Source organism: Streptomyces sp. NPDC102467, from assembly GCF_044765445.1.
In the GTDB taxonomy this organism is placed as follows: domain Bacteria; phylum Actinomycetota; class Actinomycetes; order Streptomycetales; family Streptomycetaceae; genus Streptomyces.
The window spans coordinates 135,840-152,121 of record NZ_JBIWKA010000005.1; the positions used below are offsets into that span (position 1 = coordinate 135,840).

The following is a 16,282-nucleotide window of genomic DNA, read 5'->3' on the forward strand; positions in this document are numbered from 1 at the left end:
TGCGTACGTCATGACACGCGCAGCGCTGCTCGTCCTTGCCGACGGCCGCTTCCCCGCCGGGGGGCACGCCCACTCCGGCGGGGCGGAGGCCGCGGTCAAGGCGGGCCGCATCACCGACGCGGCGAGCCTGGAGGAGTTCTGCCGGGGTCGCCTGCACACCAGCGGCCGCGTGGCGGCCGCGCTCGCCGCGGCGGCGGCGCTCGGCGTCGACCCCGCCGCCCTCGACGCGGCGGCCGACGCCCGCACGCCGTCCCAGGCCCTCCGCGTGGCCGCGCGCAGACTAGGCCGGCAGCTGATGCGCGCCGCCCGCACCACCTGGCCGCATCCCGAACTCGACGCCCTGGCACGGCAGTTCCCCAAGGGCGCGCACCAGCCAGTCGTGCTCGGCCTGACCGCCCGCGCCGCCGGGCTCGGCCCCGAAGACGCCGCGTACTGCTCCGTGTACGAAGGTGTCAGCGGGCCCGCGACCGCCGTCGTACGCCTGCTGAGCCTCGACCCGTTCGACGCCACGGGGGCCCTCGCGCGGCTCGCGCCCGAACTCGACCTCGTCGTACGTGACGCCGTGGACGCGGCGAGACGGGCCGTCGGCGAAGGCGTCGACGCGCTGCCCGCCGGGTCCGCGCCGCTGCTCGAGATCGGCGCGGAGGTGCACGCCGCCTGGCCTGTGCGGTTGTTCGCGTCCTAGTACCTGCCCGAAGCGCGTCCTGGGACCCGTCCGCCCCGAAGCCCGCCCGGCTCACCCTGAACCATCCGAAAGCCACCCGAACTGGAGCCGTAGACCATGCACCTCGGCCACTTCCACGAAGGCCCCGCCGCCGTCTCCGCCGACGCCCACCGTCCCGACGGCACCCGCCGGGCCCTGCGCATCGGACTCGGCGGCCCCGTCGGATCCGGCAAGACGGCCACCGTCGCCGCGCTGTGCCGCGCCCTGCGCGACGAGCTCTCCCTCGCCGTCGTCACGAACGACATCTACACACGGGAGGACGCCGAGTTCCTGCTGCGCGAGGCCGTACTGCCGCCCGAGCGGATCGTCGCCGTGGAGACCGGCGCCTGCCCGCACACCGCGATCCGCGACGACATCTCCGCCAACCTGGAAGCCGTCGAGGACCTGGAGACCGGGTTGTCCACCGGCGGGGTCGGGCCGCTCGACCTGATCCTCGTCGAGTCCGGCGGCGACAACCTCACCGCGACCTTCTCCAAGGGCCTCGTCGACGCCCAGGTCTTCGTCATCGACGTCGCGGGTGGCGACGACATCCCGCGCAAGGGCGGCCCCGGCGTCACCACCGCGGACCTGCTCGTCATCAACAAGACCGACCTGGCCCCCTATGTCGGCTCCGACCTGGCCCGGATGTCCGCCGACGCCAAGGAGGCACGGGGCGAACTCCCCGTCGTGCTGCAGTCCTTGCGCTCGGAGGCAGGGGTGGGCACGGTCGCGGCCTGGGTGCGGAAGCAGTACGCGGCATGGACCGCGTGAGTGAGCGCGGCGGATCGCGAGCGGGCGTTCGTTCTACCGCCCGCGTCGTCGCGCGTGACGACGGCCGCGGCAGCACCGCTCTGCCTGTCATGGAGAGCGAAGGTTCGTTCGCGATCCGCCGTGTCCGGGCCACCGGCTCCGAGGCCCGCGTCCTGCTCGTCGGCGCCATGAGCGGGCCCCTCGGCGGCGACCACTTCACCGTCGAGGCCCGCGCGGAGCAAGGAGCCCACCTGCATATCGGCTCCGTCGCGGCCACCCTCGCCCTGCCAGGACAGGTCAAGGACGAGGCCCGCTACGACGTCCGCCTCGACGTCGCCGACGGTGCCCGCCTCGATTGGCTGCCGGAGCAGCTGATCTCGGCGAACGGCAGCGATCTGCGCGTCACCACGCGGGCCGACCTCGCCCCCGCCGCCCGTCTCGTGCTGCGCGAGGAACAGGTGCTCGGCCGAGTGGGCGAGCAGCCGGGCCGGCTCACCAGTCGCCTCACGCTCTACCGCGCCGGCCGGCCACTGCTCGACCAGGAACTCGCCTGCGGCCCGGGCGCACCCGGCGGCTGGGACGGCCCCGCGGTGCTGGCCGGGTATCGCGCCCTGGGGCAACTCGTTGTCGTACGCCCGGAGTTCTCCACCGATCGGCCCTCCTCCACCGTGATCGAGGCGGACGGCACCGCGGCGCTCACCCCTCTCGAGGGACCCGCCGTGCTGGTCACCGCGGTCGCCCCGGACGCGCTGCGACTGCGTCGAATCCTGGACGCCGCGCTGGGCCGACTGGTCTGACCGCTCACCGGGACGAGTTATACCGTTTATCGGATTGGTAAAGAACGTCCATCCACTCTGTTGTCAGGGACCCGCACAGGACAGGATCCGCGTACGGATCGGCTACACGATCGATGTAACGATCGAATCGATGTGCGGGAGGCCTCACTTGAGACGGACTCGACAGACGAGTCGCGGCAGCCGGAAGGTCGTGATCGGCTCTGCCGGCGCGTTCGCCGCTGCGGCGCTGATAGCGGGAGCGGTCGCCGCCCCCGCGGCCAACGCCGAGCAGCGCACGACCGGCAGTCACAGCCAGGACCGTCAGGCGAAGGGCGCCGCCATCGCCGCGGCCCGCGCCGACAAGAAGGGCATCGACTGGCAGGACTGCCCCGCGGACTGGGGCTTCGCCAAGCCCATCCAGTGCGGCTACGTCACCGTGCCGCTCGACTACGCGAAGCCGTACGGCAAGCAGATCAAGCTCGCCGTCGACCGCGTCGGCTCCACGGGAACCAAGAGCGAGCGCCAGGGCTCCCTCGTCTACAACCCGGGCGGCCCCGGCGGCTCCGGGATGCGCTTCCCGACCCGGGTGACCACCAAGAACCCGCTGTACGCGAAGATGGCGAAGGCCTACGACTTCGTCGGCTTCGACCCGCGCGGTGTCGGCCACTCGGCGCCGATCTCCTGCATCGACCCGCAGGAATTCGTCAAGGCCCCCAAGGCCGACCCGGTCCCGGACAGCGAGGCAGACAAGCGCGCCCAGCGCAAGCTCGCCAAGGAGTACGCGGACGGCTGCTACGAGCGCAGCGGCGAGATGCTGCCGCAGATGACGACGCCGAACACCGCGCGCGACCTCGACGTCATCCGTGCCGCCCTCGGAGACAAGAAGCTCAACTACCTGGGCGTCTCCTACGGCACGTACCTGGGCGCCGTCTACGGCACGCTCTTCCCGGGCCACGTCCGCCGCATGATCGTGGACAGCGTCGTCAACCCGGCGAAGTCCAACATCTGGTACGAAGCCAACCTGAACCAGGACATCGCCTTCGAGGGGCGCTGGAAGGACTGGCAGGACTGGGTCGCGAAGAACGACGCCACGTTCCACCTCGGCTCCACGCGCGCCAAGGTGCAGCAGCAGTGGCTGACCCTGCGCGCCGCCGCGAAGAAGAGCCCGCTCGGCGGGGTCGTCGGCCCGGCCGAGCTGATCGGCTTCTTCCAGAGCGCGCCGTACTACGACTCGTCGTGGGTGCCCGTCGCCCAGACGTGGAGCAAGTACGTCGCCGGCGACACGCAGGCCCTGGTCGACGCCATTGCCCCCGACATGTCGGACACCGCGGGCAACGCCGCTTCGGAGAACAGCAACGCGGTCTACACCGCCGTCGAGTGTGCCGACGCCAAGTGGCCCACCAGCTGGCAGAAGTGGGACAGGGACAACACGCGGCTCGACAAGGACTACCCGTTCATGACGTGGGCCAACGCGTGGATGAACCTGCCCTGCGCCACCTGGAAGACCAAGCAGCAGACGCCGATCGACGTCAAGACCGGCAAGGGTCTCCCGTCGGTCCTGATCGTGCAGTCCACGCGTGACGCCGCCACCCCGTACGAGGGCGCCGTCGAGCTGCACAAGCGTTTCAAGGGCTCCCGCCTGATCACCGAGAAGGACGCGGGCTCCCACGGTGTCACCGGCCTGGTCAACCCCTGCATCAACGACCGTGTCGACACCTACCTGCTCACCGGCAAGACCGACAGCAAGGACGTGACGTGCGCCCCGCACGCCACCCCGAAGCCGTGACGTCCGCCTGAGCGCGCACAGAACAGCCGGCCCGGCCCCCGCGACGCGGGGGCCGGGCCTTCTTCATGGGCTCCCGCGGTCAGCCCCGGGCGGCCAGCCAGGCGTCCTCGGCCGCGTAGTCGAAGAGTCCGGTCGTGTAGTTCGCCACCATCTTCGGGAAGCCGTCCACCCAGTCCTGCTGCCGCAGCCGCTCGGTCAGCCACTCCACCGTCGCCGGCAGCGCGTCGGCGTACGTCGTGACCGGCCGGTACCCCACCTCCCGTTCCGCGGCCGACATGTCGAAGACGAACGGGTACGGCAACGACCACGGTGTGTCCCCGACCGTCGGCGCCGGCGGCGGCCCGTCGACGAGCACCGTCTCCGTCTCCACCCCCATCAGCCTGTCGATCATGGTGCCGATCTCGGCGACCGTCGGGCTGTCGGGGTCCGCGCCGTTGAGCACCCGCGAGCCCGGCCTGGCCGCCGCGAGCCGTACCAGCTCCGCCAGGTTGTCCACGCTTGCCGGGTGGAAGCGGCTCTCCCCGCCGTACGCGAGCACGCGCGTGCGCCGACCGTCGAGGTTCCGCTTCACGAAGTACAGCTCGCGGGGCGTGCGGCAGTGCGGGCCGTGCACCGCGCTCGCCCGGACCAGCGTCGTCGGCAGCTTCTCCCCGAGCGCCAGCAGATCCTGCTCCAGCTGTATTTTCCGCGTCCCGTACGTCTCCTCGCCCGCCGCGACCGTCCGCCAGGTCTCCGGCACCGGCACGGGGAAGCGCGGCTTCCCGTCCGGCTCCTCCTGCGTGTCGAAGCTGCGCCCCCGCTCGTCCTCGTACACGGCGCCACTGGAGATCACGACGGCCGACCCGATCCGGTCCGCGAGATGTGCGAGCTGTCGCCCGTGCGGCCGGGTGAACGCCACCAGGTCCACGACCAGATCGACCCCGTCACCGACCAGCTCGGCGAGCGCCGTGTCGTCGTTCCGGTCGAGCCGTACCGACCGCACCTCGTCGGGCCAGTTCGCGTCCCGGTTGCCGCCCCGCGAGGCTGCCGTCACCTCCCAGCCGTCGCGTGCGAGCGCCCGCACCGAGGGTCGTCCGATCTGTCCTGCTCCACCGATCACCAAAGCCGTCTTCATGAGCGGACCGTACGACGACGCACGCGGCGTGCCCATCGAATTCTGCTCAGCGCAGAGGCCGGTGCCGCAGCCCTGGCGGTCGGTCAGCTCAGCGGCATCCTCGGGAACCTCCGCTTCGTGGCCTCCTCGGCCTCCGCCTTCACGAGCGCCGCGTACTTGTCGACGTACTCCTGCCCGGACAGTTCGAGGATCGCGTACATGATCTCGTCGGTGGCGGCGCGCAGGATCGCCTTCTCGTCGTCCATCCCCGCGTACCGGGAGAACTCCAGCGGCGCGCCGAACCGGATGGTCACCCGCCGCATGTTCGGGATCTTCTGGCCCGGAGGCTGTGCCTCGAACGTGCCGATCATCGCGCACGGGACCACGGGGACCTGCGCCTTCAGAGCCATCGCGGCGACGCCGACCTTGCCCTTGTAGAGCCGCCCGTCGTGCGAGCGCGTGCCCTCCGGGTAGATGCCGAGCAGCTCGCCACGGCGCAGTACTCCGAGGCCCTCGCGGATCGCGGCCTGCCCGGCCTCTTTGCCCGAGCGGTCGACCGGGATCTGACCCGCACTGCGGAAGAAGGCGGCCGTCAGCCGCCCCTTGATGCCTGGCCCGGTGAAGTACTCGGCCTTCGCCAGGAAGGTGATCCGCCGCTTGATGATCGCCGGCATCAGGAAGTGATCGGAGAACGACAGGTGATTGCCCGCGACGATCGCGGCACCCGAGTCCGGGATGTGCTCCAGACCCTCGATCCGGGGCCGGAACATCAGCCGCAGCAGCGGCCCGAGGATCACGTACTTGAGAAGTCGGTAGAACATGCGGTCGCCTTCCCCCATGAAGCAGCCTTGTGCAGCGCGTGGAGCCCGTGAACCGCGTCAACAGCTCGGACGGGGTGCGTGCGCACAGTAGTCAATCAGCGGCCCGCGCGCGAGAGCCCGATCAAGCCTTGGGGCCCTGGCGCGTGACCGACAGGACCGCGTCAGGCGCTGTGCGAGGCCACCATCGCCACTGTGATCAGTCCGAGCACGACCCAGCCGAACCACAGCCAGCCGTTGCTGCCGAGCGCCACCGTGTAGGCGGTGACGGCCACCAGGCCGCCCACGGTGAACACGCCCATCGTCTTCGTGGATCCGGGCATCACGCACGCTCCTCCCGGCAGCCCGGACGGCGAACGGCGATGTACGGAGCCCGGGCCGCGGCCAGAAGGCCATAGTCACCCGTGAGGGGGTGGTGGCGCTACTGTCCGCGCGCGTTCAGCGAGGCCAGATAGGCGTTGTACGCCGTCAGCTCCGCGTCGCCGTCCCGGTCCGCGGCACGGTCCTTGCGACGGGCCTGCCGGTCTTCGGACTTCTTCCACTGAAGGAGCAGCGCAAGCAGCACCAGGACCGACGGCACCTCGCTGAACGCCCACGCGATGCCGCCCGCCGCCACCTGGTCGGAGAGCGGATCGATACCGAGCGAGGCCGGCGGGTTGTCGAACGTGCCGACCATCGCCGTGCTCGCCATCATCAACGCGATCCCGAAGAAGGCGTGGAAGGGCATCCCCGCGAACAGTTCCAGCATCCGCATCACATAGCCGGGACGGTTCGGTCCCGGGTCCACACCCATGATCGGCCAGAAGAACACCAGGCCCACGGCGAGGAAGTGCACCATCATCGCGAGGTGCCCGGTCTTCGACCCCATGAGGAAGTCGAACAGCGGCGTGAAGTAGAGCGCGTACAGGCTCGCGATGAAGAGCGGGATCGTGAACGCCGCGTGCGTGATGATCCGCATGTAGCGGCTGTGCAACAGCATCAACAGCAGCTCGCGCGGCCCCTTTTTGCCGCGCTGCGCCGCCACCGGCAGCGCCCGCAGCGCGAGCGTGATCGGGGCGCCCAGGAGCAGCAGGATCGGCGACAGCATGCTGATGACCATGTGCTGCACCATGTGCACGCTGAACATGACCATCCCGTAGTCGTTCAGCCGGGTGCACATCACAAGACCGATGGTGAGTACACCCACGACGTACGCGATGGTCCGCGTCACCGGCCAGGAGTCGCCGCGCCGTACGAGCCGCACGACGCCCCACCCGTAGAGGGCGAGCGCCAGGAGACAACCGACGAGGAAGAAGGGGTCGGCCGACCATACGAGGCCGCGCCCCAGCGTGAACGGCGGCAGATCCATGTTCATGCCGTGCCCGCTGTGATCCATCCGCCGGCTCCTGTTGCTCGTTTCGTACGGATTGTGCGCCACCAGACTAGAGCTGCCCCCGGCCGCGGTTGCGGCCGGGGGCAGCTCACTTAAAAGAGCAACTAAAGAGGTGGAGGTTAGAGCACGCACTCCGCTTCGGCGTACCGCTCCGCCGGCACCGTCTTCAGCGTTTCGACGGCTTCGGCGAGCGACACCATCACGATGTCGGTGCCGCGCAGCGCGGTCATCTTGCCGAACTCGCCCCGGTGCACCGCCTCCACGGCGTGCCAGCCGAACCGCGTCGCCAGCACCCGGTCGTACGCGGTGGGGGTGCCGCCGCGCTGCACATGGCCGAGGATCACCGGGCGCGCCTCCTTGCCCAGCCGCTGCTCGAGCTCGATGGAGAGCTGCCGTGCGATGCCCGCGAAGCGCTCGTGACCGTAGACGTCCTTGCCGCCCTCGTCGTACTCCATCGAGCCGACCCGGGGCTTGGCGCCCTCGGCGACGACGACGATGGCGAACTTCTTGCCGGCCTCGAACCGCTCGCCGACCTTCTTGGTCAGTTCGTCGATGTCGAAGGGCCGCTCCGGTACGACGACCGCGTGCGCGCCCGCGGCCATGCCGGAGTGCAGTGCGATCCAGCCGGTGTGCCGCCCCATGACCTCGACGATCAGCACCCGCTGGTGCGACTCGGCGGTCGTCTTCAGCCGGTCCAGGGCCTCGGTGGCGACCCCGACGGCCGTGTCGAAGCCGAACGTCACGTCGGTGACGGCGATGTCGTTGTCGATGGTCTTCGGTACGCCGACGATCGGCAGGCCGCCGTCGGAGAGCAGCCGGGCCGCCTTGAGCGTGCCCTCGCCGCCGATCGGAATGATCGCGTCGAGACCGAGGTCGGCGACGTGCCCCTTGGCCCGCTCGACGCCGTCACGCAGATGCGCGGGCTGGACCCGGGAGGAGCCGAGGATGGTGCCGCCGCGGGCGAGGATGCCGCCCACCGCGTCCAGGTCCAGCTTGCGGTAGTCGCACTCGAGCAGGCCCTTCCACCCGTCGTGGAAGCCGATGACCTCGTCGCCGTGGTCGACGACGGCACGGTGCACGACCGAACGGATCACGGCGTTCAGACCGGGACAGTCGCCGCCTGAGGTGAGGACACCAATACGCATACGCCCGGAATACCTTTGCAAACGTAGGCCGATGACCGGACCACACCGTCCGGTTGAATTGCCCGTACCTTATCGGCGCCCGGGGGGCTGACCGTAAGGGCCGTCCGCCAGGTGGACAGCCCCGCTCACATGGGCGCGAGAGCGCCCGAAAGGGGGCAGGGGCGGACGCTCAGGCGGGCTGCGCGGTAGCAGCAGCAATCCGCTCGTTGCGGAGCGCCTCGTACCACCGGTCGTCCACGGGAGGCAACGCGTTCACGTCGAGCGCCAGCTTCAGCAGCAGATCGGCGATCAGCGGGTTGCGCGCCAGCACGGGCCCGTGCATGTACGTACCGAACACGGTGTCGTTGAAGGCGCCTTCGGTGCCGTCCCCCGTGCCGTTGCCCTTGCCGATCCGGGTGCGGGCGAGCGGGCGCGCCGACGGGCCGAGGTGTGTGACGCCCTGGTGGTTCTCGAACCCGGTCAGCGGCGGCAGCCCCAACTGCGGGTCGATGTCGCCCAGGACGTCGCCGACGCACCGCTCGCCCTCGCCGCGGGTGGAGAAGACGTCGAGCAGGCCGAGGCCGGGCTCGCGCTCACCGAGGTCGTTGATGAACTCGTGGCCGAGGATCTGGTACCCGGCGCACACGGAGAAGACGATCGCGCCGTTGGCCACGGCGCGCTGCAGGCCGCCGTCGCGGCGCAGCCGCTCGGCCGCCAGACGCTGCGGCCGGTCCTCGCCGCCGCCGATCAGGTAGATGTCGCCGGAGGTGGGCACCGGCTGGTCGCTGCGCACGTCGTAGCGCTCGACCTGGAGGCGGCGCTGGCGGGCGCGGCGCTCCACCACAAGGGCGTTGCCCTGGTCGCCGTAGGTGCTCAGAAGGTCGGGGTAGACCCACACCAGACGCAGGCTGTTGTCACTCATGCTCATGATCCTTAGCTGGTCCTCGTGCGGATCGGTCAGTTGCCCACGCGGCGGCGGACGTCCTGGAACGCGGTGTAGTTGGCGATCAGTTCGATACGTCCCGGCGGGGACATCTGTGTCGCCTCGTCGAGCGTCTCGCAGACCCGGAAGTCCAGCCCGGCGACCTCCAGGCGGACCGCGAGGTCGAGCTTGCGGTCGCCGATCACGCAGATCGGGTGCCCGGCGAGCCGCGTGTAGTCGACGTCCCACAGCCAGGAGGTATCGGTGCCGTCCGCGCCTCGCGCGTTGACGGAGAGGATCACCGGGGTGGGCGGCGGGTCGATCAGAGTAAACGTTTCGAGCCAGCCCGCAGGGTTCTTCGCGAGCAGCAGCCGCAGGTCCCGGTTCTGGAACTGCACGACGTCGTAGCGACCGGCCACGGCCTGCACCTGGTACATGCGCTCCAGGGCGACCTGCGGTGGCACGCCGAAGCAGGCAGCGACGGCGGCCGACGAGGTCGCGTTCGCCTTGTTGGCGCGGCCCGGCAGCTGGAGGTGGATCGGCCAGGCCGAGCCGTGCGGGTCCAGCACGTAGTCGCCCTGCAGCGCCCAGCTCGCGGTGGGGCGCCGGAAGCCGCACTCGCCGCAGTACCAGTCGTCACCGGGGCGCTGCATCACGCCTCCGCACGCGGGGCAGGACCAGGCGTCGTCCTTCCACTCCTGGCCCGCGGCGACCCACACCACGTTCGGCGAGGAGGAGGCGGCCCAGACCACGAGCGGGTCGTCCGCGTTGGCGATCACGATGGCCTTCGAACCGGCGAGCCCCTCGCGCCACTTCTCGGCGAGCATGCGGGTCTCGGCGGCTCGGTCGAGCTGGTCGCGCGAGAGGTTGAGCAGCGCGATCGCCTTGGGGGCGGTGTCACGGGCGACACCGGCCAGGTACTTCTCGTCGACCTCGATGACCCCGAACTTGGCGTCGGAGCCGCCGGACAGGGCGGAGGTGATGCCGGCCGGCATGTTCGCCCCCAGCGCGTTCGAGACGACCGGGCCGCTGGCCCGTAGGGCCTCGGCGATCAGGCGCGTGGTCGTCGTCTTGCCGTTCGTGGCCGAGACGAGGACCACGTCGAGGTGCTGGGCGAGCCGTCCGAGCAGCTCGGGGTCGAACTTGAGCGCGACCTTGCCGCCGATCACCGATCCGCTGCCGCGGCCCGCGGCCCGCGACACCGCGGCCGCGGCCTTCCCGGCCGTCACGGCCAGCTTGGCCCGCGGAGTCATCGACTCCGAGTTGCCTGACATTGTTGGGTCCTCCTTGCGTACGGCGCCGCGCCTGCCCGGGCATCGCTTTCCGGACTCAGCCTATCGAGATCCACCGACAAGCCCGAACCGCGGCACCGCCGTCGGATCGGGGTGCAGGTCGGACCGTACCCTTACGGCCATGCGACACGGCTCGATCCCGGGCGCCTCCGGGCGCGTACGACCCCTGACCCTGCTCGGTGATCCCGTGCTGCACCAACCCTGCGCGGAGGTCACGGACTTCGGTCCCCCGCTCGCGCGTCTGGTGCAGGACATGTTCGCCACGATGTACGCGGCCCAGGGCGTCGGCCTCGCCGCCAACCAGGTCGGCGAACCGTTGCGGCTCTTCGTCTACGACTGCGAGGACGACGACGATGTGCGTCACGTCGGCCATGTCGTCAACCCGCGTCTCGTCGAGGCGGACGGTGTGGTGATCCGGGGCCCCGAGGGCTGTCTGTCGCTGCCGGGCCTGGAGGCGGGCACGCCTCGCTTCGACCACGCGCGCGTGGAGGGCTTCGATGTGACGGGCGCCCCTGTGGTGATCCACGGCACGGGCTGGTTCGCGCGGTGCCTCCAGCACGAATGCGATCATTTGGAAGGCCGTACGTACACGGACCGGGTCACGGGCTGGCGACGGCGCCGGGTACTCCGCCAGGCGGCGCGGGCCCCCTGGGTGAAGGACGCGGCAGCCCGGCCCGGCTTCTGAAGGCGGAGCTCAGAACGCGGGCCCGCCCGCCTTGTCGCCCGCGGCGGCGAGCCGCCCCCACAGCAGGTCGGCGAGGCCCCGTACCAACTCGGCGCGGGTACAGGGCCGGTCGCCCAGCCACCAGTCGCCGGCCGCGTGCATCATCCCGACGATCCCGTGGCCCCAGACCCGGGCGAGCTGCTGGCTGGCCGGGCCGAGGTCCACGCGCTCCTCGATGACCTCGGCCAGCTCCTCGCCCATGCGACGCAGCAAGGGCGCCGAGTGCCGTCCGACATCGAACCCGGAGTCGCCGGGGGAGCCCTCCGCCGGATGCATCAGGAACCGGTAGACCTGGGGCCTGGCCTCGATCGCCGCCAGGTAGGTGTCCAGCGTCGCCTCCACGCGCTCACGCCGCTCCGCGGGGGCGTCCAGCGCCGCCCGCAGCGAGGCGAGCAGGGCGTCCGTGTGGCGTGTGGCGAGGGCCGCGTAGAGGCCGCCCTTGTCGCCGAAGTGCCGGTACAGGATCGGCTTGGTGATCCCGGCCTCGGCCGCGATCGCGTTCATCGAGGCGCCCGGGCCGTCCCTGAGCACCACGCGGTCCGCGGCCTCGAGCAGCTCGCGTCGCCGACGCTCGGCGGCGGACTGCTGCTCCGCGCGCTGATCGGTCCGCTGTGTGGTCTCCATGAGATCTCCCCGCCCGTGCGATTGCTTGACGCACGCGAAAGGTAACACTCGATGTCCAACCGGTATCGAACGCGCACTCGGGAGTTGACATGATCTACTGGCGAGTAACACACTCTTGTTACCGCAAGTAACACATGCAGTGTACGCAGCCCTGGAGGGGTCATGGCCGAGTTCACAATGGATCTCAACGACGAGCAGAAGGAAGTTCGTGACTGGCTTCACGGCTTCGCCGCCGACGTGATCCGCCCCGCGGCCGCCGAATGGGACGAGCGCGAGGAAACCCCCTGGCCGGTCATCCAGGAAGCGTCCAAGCTCGGAATCTACTCCCTCGACTTCTATGCGCAGCAGTTCTTCGATCCGACCGGTCTCGGCATCGCGATGACCATGGAGGAGCTCTTCTGGGGCGACGCGGGCATTGCCCTGTCCATCGTGGGCACGGGCCTCGCCGCGGTCGGCGTCCTCGCCAACGGTACCGAGGAGCAGATCGGCACCTGGATCCCGCAGATGTACGGCGATGTGAACGACGTGAAGGTGGCTGCTTTCTGCTCCTCCGAGCCGGACGCGGGCTCCGACGTCGCCGCCATGCGTACCCGGGCCGTCTACGACGAGGCCGCGGACGAGTGGGTCCTGAACGGCACCAAGACGTGGGCGACGAACGGCGGCATCGCCAACGTCCACGTGGTGGTCGCCTCCATTGACCCCGAGCTCGGCTCCAAGGGGCACGCCTCCTTCATCGTCCCGCCGAACACGCCGGGCCTGTCCCAGGGACAGAAGTTCAAGAAGCACGGCATTCGCGCCTCGCACACCGCCGAGGTCGTCCTGGAGAACGTCAGGGTGCCCGGCTCCTGCCTGCTCGGCGGCAAGGAGAAGCTCGACGAGCGTCTCGCCCGCGCGCGTGAGAAGGCCAAGAAGGGCGGGGAGCGCGTGAAGAACGCTGCCATGGCGACCTTCGAGGCGTCGCGCCCGGCCGTCGGGGCCATGGCGGTGGGTACCGCCCGCGCCGCCTACGAGGAGGCGCTGGAATACGCCAAGACGCGCGAGCAGTTCGGCCGCCCGATCATCGACAACCAGGGTGTCGCCTTCCAGCTGGCCGACATGCGTACGCAGATCGACGCGTCGCGACTTCTGGTGTGGCGCGCCTCCTGGATGGGAGCCACGGGCAAGAAGTTCGAGAACGCCGAAGGCTCCATGTCGAAGCTCTTCGCGAGCGAGACCGCCAAGAAGGTCACCGCGCAGGCGATCCAGATCCTGGGTGGCAACGGCTACACGCGCGAGTACCCCGTGGAGCGCATGCACCGCGACGCGGCGATCTACACGATCTTCGAGGGCACGAGCGAGATCCAGCGCCTGGTCATCGCCCGCACCCTCGCCGGGATGCCGATCCGCTGAACGTGCACGGCCCGTAGGGCGTCGTCGTGCGGCCCGCACGACGACGCCCTACGGGCCGTGGCGCAGCGGTGTCAGTTGCTCGATGTCGTACCGGGTGCGGAGCTCGGCGATCGCCGCGTGGTCCGGCGGGCCGCCGGCGGAGAGGATCTCCAGCAGCTCCTCGAAGTAGCGCTCGTGGTCGGGCGGGGGAGAGGCCTGGAAGAACATCTTCGCCGGGGTGTCCGTCGGATTGGCGAAGGCGTGCGGGCACCCCGGCGGCACGACGATCACCGTTCCGGGCGTGGCCCGGACGATCTCGCCCCCCGAAGGGGACTGCCAGCGCTGCCAGTTGTCCGCGGTACGCAGACGCGGCTCGAAAGCGAGGACGTCCAACTCGCCTTCAAGGACGTAGAACAACTCCTCGCTCTTGGTGTGCACATGGGCACCGACGTCGAAGCCCGGGGGAACCACGACCTCGAAGCTCGAGGCGATCCGTGAATGGTCGCCGGTGACCTTGAAGGTGACCTGTTGCGCCGCTGTCCGTACGGTGCGGCCGTGGCCGGGCGGTACCAGGAGCCCTTCGGTCGGCGCAGGCGCGGTCATCAGGACGCCGACCAGGTCACAGGCATCGCTTCGGGACCACGAATCAACGCGCCTTTACGGAAAGGGACTTGTTCGGCGGGAACGCTGAGACGCAGACCGGGGAAGCGGTCCAGCAGCGTGCTCACCAGCAGCTCCGACTCCAGCCGCGCCAGCATGGCGCCGACGCAGTAGTGCGGGCCGAAGCCGAAGGCCACGTGCGGGTTCGGCGCACGGTCGACATCGATGCGGTCGGGATCCGGGAACACCTCGGGGTCGCGATTGGCTGCCAGGTACGACACGTAGACGGCGTCGCCCTCACTGATCCGCACGCCCGCGATGTCGACGTCCTCCAAGGCGATGCGCGAGAGGCCGACGGCGCTGCGATGTGGGATGTAGCGCAGCAGTTCGTCGATGGCCCGGGGACGCAGCGCCGGTTCGGCGCGCAGCCGCTCGGCGAGGTCGGGGCGGGTGACCAGGATGTACGCCATGTTGCCGCAGTTGTTGGTGACAGCCTCGCCGCCGATCTGGACGAGCACCGCGAGACCGACCGCCTCGTCCTCGGTCAGCTCGCCCGCGCCCACGGCCGTGCCCAGCAAGGACGTCACGTCCTCGCCACTGCCGTCGTCGCGCGAGCGGATCAGGCGCGCGAAGTAGGCGGACATCTCGTCCTTGGCACGCTCGCTGACCTCGGCGCCGTGCGCGGAGGACAGGATCAGCTGTGTCCAGGTGTGCATCAACTTCCGGTCTCCCGCGGGCACGCCCATCAGCTCGCAGATCACGGCGATGGGGAACGGGGCGAGGAGCCGCTCCGTGAGATCGACCGTCGGCCCGTCGCGCAGGATGTCCGCCACCAGCTCGTCCAGCATGTCTCGTGCACGCGACCGCAGCCGCTCGACACCGCGCGCGGTGAAGGCTGCCGCGACGGAGCGTCGCAGCCGGGTGTGGTCCGGGGGGTCCGCGAAACCGACGGCGCCCGCCTGGGGGATGAAGTGCGGCGCCAGGCGCGTGACCTGACGGCCGACGACGGCCTCCCGGCTGAAACGCGGATCGTTGGTCACCGTCCGCACGTCGGCGTGGCGCGTCACCAGCCAGGCCCAGCCCTCGCCGTTGGGCAGGGCGATGCGGGTCACGGGGCCCTCGTCCATCAGGCGGGACAGCACCGGGTCGAAGTCGACGCCGTGGAGGTCCGTGGCGGGCCACTGACGGACCGGCGGCCGGGTGGTGGTGTCCTCGCTCATACGACGGCCTCCGCGAGCTCTGCGCCCTGGTCCTGGCGCGTCCAGCGCCCCAGCGACATCTCCGCGGTGATGCCGGGGCCGAACCCGGCGAGCAGACCGCGTGCGGTGTCGTGCGCGCCGCCCTCGTCGAACAGGCGGCGCAGTGCGTCGAGCACCACGGCGCTCGCGATGTTGCCGTACTCCGTGAGGGTGGCCCTGCTGAACCGGAAGGCCTCCGGCGGGACTTGGAGGAACGTGCTGAGGTCGTCCAGGATGCGCGGACCACCGGCGTGAATGATGTAGAAGTCCAGCTCCGAGGCGTTCCAGCCGTGCAGGCCCGCCAACTGCTTGAGCGCCGGAGCGAGAGGCTCCATGGTGGTCGGCACCCGCTTGTCGAGCATGAAGTGGAACCCGGTGGCGCGGATGTCGTAGGCGATCCAGTCCTCGGTCTTCGGGATGAGGTACGAGCCGTTGCGCTCCAGAGCGATGCCGGTGCCGCCACGGCCGCGCACCACAGCGGCCGCGACGCCGTCCCCGAAGAGGCCGTTCGACAGAAGTGAACCGATGCCCAGATCGGTCGGCTGGTAGCACAGGGAGCAGAACTCGCAGGCGACGATGAGCGCGTTCGCCTCCGGATAGGCCGTACAGAAGTCGTGCGCCCGGTTCACCGCGGCACCCCCGGCCGCACAGCCCAGCTGGGCTATGGGTATCTGGCGGGTGTCGCTGGAGAAGTCCATCTCGTTGATCAGCCATGCCGTCAGCGACGGCATCATGAAGCCGGTGCACGACACGTAGATGATCACGTCGATGTCCGCGGTACGCAGCCCCGCGTCGTCGAGCGCGCGCCTGACCACGGCCGGCACCCGGGCTTTGGCCTCTGCTTCGTAGAGCGCGTTGCGCTCCGCGAAACCGGGGTGCTTCAGCGTCTCCTCGATGGGCTGCACCAGATGCCGTGTGCGCACCCCGGTGTTCTCGATCAGGCGGAGCGCCAGCGGGAGTTGCGGGTGGTCGGCATGGTGGGAGCGGGCCAGAGCAAGCGTCTCCTCCATGGTGATCACATGTTCCGGTACGGAGACAGCGGGTCTGCACAAAGTGGCCATGAGCCTGCGCCTTCTGATCGCCCCCCGGCTG

General features: G+C 70.2%; 17 protein-coding genes. 6 read left to right on the top strand and 11 right to left on the bottom strand.

Annotation, left to right across the window (positions count from 1 at the left end; genetic code table 11):
- The first annotated feature begins 10 nt into the window (after positions 1 to 10).
- From ACIREE_RS11690 to ACIREE_RS11705, 4 genes are all read left to right on the top strand, one after another.
- Complete coding sequence (locus ACIREE_RS11690) at positions 11 to 685, top strand: urease accessory protein UreF (RefSeq protein ID WP_404149775.1); 675 nt, start codon at positions 11 to 13, stop codon at positions 683 to 685.
- Between the two features lie 96 nt (positions 686 to 781).
- A complete protein-coding gene (gene ureG, locus ACIREE_RS11695) occupies positions 782 to 1,474 on the top strand; it encodes an urease accessory protein UreG (protein WP_404149778.1) in 693 nt (230 codons plus the stop codon).
- Positions 1,462 to 2,250 carry an urease accessory protein UreD gene (locus tag ACIREE_RS11700; RefSeq protein WP_404149781.1) on the top strand — a complete coding sequence of 263 codons (789 nt, stop codon included), beginning with the start codon at positions 1,462 to 1,464 and terminating at the stop codon, positions 2,248 to 2,250. Before ureG ends, ACIREE_RS11700 begins: the two co-directional genes overlap by 13 nt.
- Positions 2,251 to 2,380: 130 nt before the next feature.
- A complete protein-coding gene (locus tag ACIREE_RS11705; protein ID WP_404149784.1) occupies positions 2,381 to 4,015 on the top strand; it encodes an alpha/beta hydrolase in 1,635 nt (544 codons plus the stop codon).
- Positions 4,016 to 4,094: 79 nt separating this feature from the next.
- On the opposite strand, the gene ACIREE_RS11710 is transcribed toward ACIREE_RS11705, so the two are convergent.
- The 7 genes from ACIREE_RS11710 to ACIREE_RS11740 form a co-directional block, all read right to left on the bottom strand.
- On the bottom strand, positions 4,095 to 5,129 hold the full coding sequence (locus tag ACIREE_RS11710; RefSeq protein WP_404149787.1) for an NAD-dependent epimerase/dehydratase family protein: 1,035 nt from the start codon (positions 5,127 to 5,129) through the stop codon (positions 4,095 to 4,097).
- An 83-nt stretch (positions 5,130 to 5,212) separates the two neighbouring features.
- On the bottom strand, positions 5,213 to 5,929 hold the full coding sequence (locus ACIREE_RS11715) for a lysophospholipid acyltransferase family protein (RefSeq protein WP_404149790.1): 717 nt from the start codon (positions 5,927 to 5,929) through the stop codon (positions 5,213 to 5,215).
- Positions 5,930 to 6,090: 161 nt separating this feature from the next.
- On the bottom strand, positions 6,091 to 6,249 hold the full coding sequence (locus ACIREE_RS11720) for a hypothetical protein (RefSeq protein ID WP_404149793.1): 159 nt from the start codon (positions 6,247 to 6,249) through the stop codon (positions 6,091 to 6,093).
- A 98-nt stretch (positions 6,250 to 6,347) separates the two neighbouring features.
- On the bottom strand, positions 6,348 to 7,301 hold the full coding sequence (locus ACIREE_RS11725) for a cytochrome c oxidase assembly protein (protein ID WP_404149796.1): 954 nt from the start codon (positions 7,299 to 7,301) through the stop codon (positions 6,348 to 6,350).
- A gap of 116 nt (positions 7,302 to 7,417) precedes the next feature.
- Positions 7,418 to 8,443 (bottom strand): 6-phosphofructokinase, encoded by a 1,026-nt coding sequence (locus ACIREE_RS11730; protein ID WP_404149799.1) that lies wholly within the window; start codon positions 8,441 to 8,443, stop codon positions 7,418 to 7,420.
- Positions 8,444 to 8,612: 169 nt separating this feature from the next.
- Positions 8,613 to 9,344 (bottom strand): type 1 glutamine amidotransferase, encoded by a 732-nt coding sequence (locus ACIREE_RS11735; RefSeq protein ID WP_404149802.1) that lies wholly within the window; start codon positions 9,342 to 9,344, stop codon positions 8,613 to 8,615.
- A gap of 35 nt (positions 9,345 to 9,379) precedes the next feature.
- Complete coding sequence (locus tag ACIREE_RS11740; protein ID WP_404149805.1) at positions 9,380 to 10,618, bottom strand: MurT ligase domain-containing protein; 1,239 nt, start codon at positions 10,616 to 10,618, stop codon at positions 9,380 to 9,382.
- Between the two features lie 139 nt (positions 10,619 to 10,757).
- Here ACIREE_RS11740 and def point away from each other — a divergent pair, with 139 nt between their 5' ends.
- Positions 10,758 to 11,321, top strand: a complete 564-nt coding sequence (gene def, locus ACIREE_RS11745; RefSeq protein ID WP_404149807.1) for a peptide deformylase — start codon at positions 10,758 to 10,760, stop codon at positions 11,319 to 11,321.
- 9 nt (positions 11,322 to 11,330) lie between these two features.
- Here def and ACIREE_RS11750 read toward each other — a convergent pair whose 3' ends face one another.
- Entirely contained in the window at positions 11,331 to 11,984 is a 654-nt protein-coding gene (locus tag ACIREE_RS11750; RefSeq protein ID WP_404149809.1) for a TetR family transcriptional regulator, read from the bottom strand.
- Positions 11,985 to 12,146: 162 nt separating this feature from the next.
- On the opposite strand from ACIREE_RS11750, the gene ACIREE_RS11755 reads away from it, so the two are divergent.
- Positions 12,147 to 13,373: an acyl-CoA dehydrogenase family protein gene (locus tag ACIREE_RS11755; RefSeq protein ID WP_404149812.1), complete on the top strand. Its 1,227-nt coding sequence runs from the start codon at positions 12,147 to 12,149 to the stop codon at positions 13,371 to 13,373.
- Positions 13,374 to 13,421: 48 nt separating this feature from the next.
- Here ACIREE_RS11755 and ACIREE_RS11760 read toward each other — a convergent pair whose 3' ends face one another.
- From ACIREE_RS11760 to ACIREE_RS11770, 3 genes are read right to left on the bottom strand one after another with little or no spacing between them, the layout of a single operon-like run.
- The gene (locus ACIREE_RS11760; RefSeq protein ID WP_404149815.1) at positions 13,422 to 13,955 is read right to left on the bottom strand and encodes a cupin domain-containing protein; all 534 of its coding nucleotides are present in this window, start codon (positions 13,953 to 13,955) and stop codon (positions 13,422 to 13,424) included.
- Positions 13,955 to 15,172 carry a cytochrome P450 gene (locus ACIREE_RS11765; protein WP_404149818.1) on the bottom strand — a complete coding sequence of 406 codons (1,218 nt, stop codon included), beginning with the start codon at positions 15,170 to 15,172 and terminating at the stop codon, positions 13,955 to 13,957. Before ACIREE_RS11765 ends, ACIREE_RS11760 begins: the two co-directional genes overlap by 1 nt.
- Positions 15,169 to 16,251 carry a type III polyketide synthase gene (locus ACIREE_RS11770; RefSeq protein WP_404149821.1) on the bottom strand — a complete coding sequence of 361 codons (1,083 nt, stop codon included), beginning with the start codon at positions 16,249 to 16,251 and terminating at the stop codon, positions 15,169 to 15,171. The genes ACIREE_RS11765 and ACIREE_RS11770 overlap by 4 nt, the downstream gene beginning before the upstream one ends.
- Positions 16,252 to 16,282 lie beyond the last annotated feature (31 nt).

Coding starts and splice junctions, on each gene's coding strand:
- ACIREE_RS11710 (WP_404149787.1), bottom strand. CDS start 5,129: ATGAAGACGGCTTTGGTGATCGGTGGAGCAGGACAGATCGGACGACCC.
- ACIREE_RS11740 (WP_404149805.1), bottom strand. CDS start 10,618: ATGTCAGGCAACTCGGAGTCGATGACTCCGCGGGCCAAGCTGGCCGTG.
- ACIREE_RS11725 (WP_404149796.1), bottom strand. CDS start 7,301: ATGGATCACAGCGGGCACGGCATGAACATGGATCTGCCGCCGTTCACG.
- ACIREE_RS11755 (WP_404149812.1), top strand. CDS start 12,147: ATGGCCGAGTTCACAATGGATCTCAACGACGAGCAGAAGGAAGTTCGT.
- ACIREE_RS11705 (WP_404149784.1), top strand. CDS start 2,381: ATGTGCGGGAGGCCTCACTTGAGACGGACTCGACAGACGAGTCGCGGC.
- ureG (WP_404149778.1), top strand. CDS start 782: ATGCACCTCGGCCACTTCCACGAAGGCCCCGCCGCCGTCTCCGCCGAC.
- ACIREE_RS11765 (WP_404149818.1), bottom strand. CDS start 15,172: ATGAGCGAGGACACCACCACCCGGCCGCCGGTCCGTCAGTGGCCCGCC.
- ACIREE_RS11730 (WP_404149799.1), bottom strand. CDS start 8,443: ATGCGTATTGGTGTCCTCACCTCAGGCGGCGACTGTCCCGGTCTGAAC.
- ACIREE_RS11770 (WP_404149821.1), bottom strand. CDS start 16,251: ATGGCCACTTTGTGCAGACCCGCTGTCTCCGTACCGGAACATGTGATC.
- ACIREE_RS11750 (WP_404149809.1), bottom strand. CDS start 11,984: ATGGAGACCACACAGCGGACCGATCAGCGCGCGGAGCAGCAGTCCGCC.
- ACIREE_RS11700 (WP_404149781.1), top strand. CDS start 1,462: ATGGACCGCGTGAGTGAGCGCGGCGGATCGCGAGCGGGCGTTCGTTCT.
- ACIREE_RS11735 (WP_404149802.1), bottom strand. CDS start 9,344: ATGAGTGACAACAGCCTGCGTCTGGTGTGGGTCTACCCCGACCTTCTG.
- ACIREE_RS11715 (WP_404149790.1), bottom strand. CDS start 5,929: ATGTTCTACCGACTTCTCAAGTACGTGATCCTCGGGCCGCTGCTGCGG.
- ACIREE_RS11690 (WP_404149775.1), top strand. CDS start 11: ATGACACGCGCAGCGCTGCTCGTCCTTGCCGACGGCCGCTTCCCCGCC.
- def (WP_404149807.1), top strand. CDS start 10,758: ATGCGACACGGCTCGATCCCGGGCGCCTCCGGGCGCGTACGACCCCTG.
- ACIREE_RS11720 (WP_404149793.1), bottom strand. CDS start 6,249: ATGCCCGGATCCACGAAGACGATGGGCGTGTTCACCGTGGGCGGCCTG.
- ACIREE_RS11760 (WP_404149815.1), bottom strand. CDS start 13,955: ATGACCGCGCCTGCGCCGACCGAAGGGCTCCTGGTACCGCCCGGCCAC.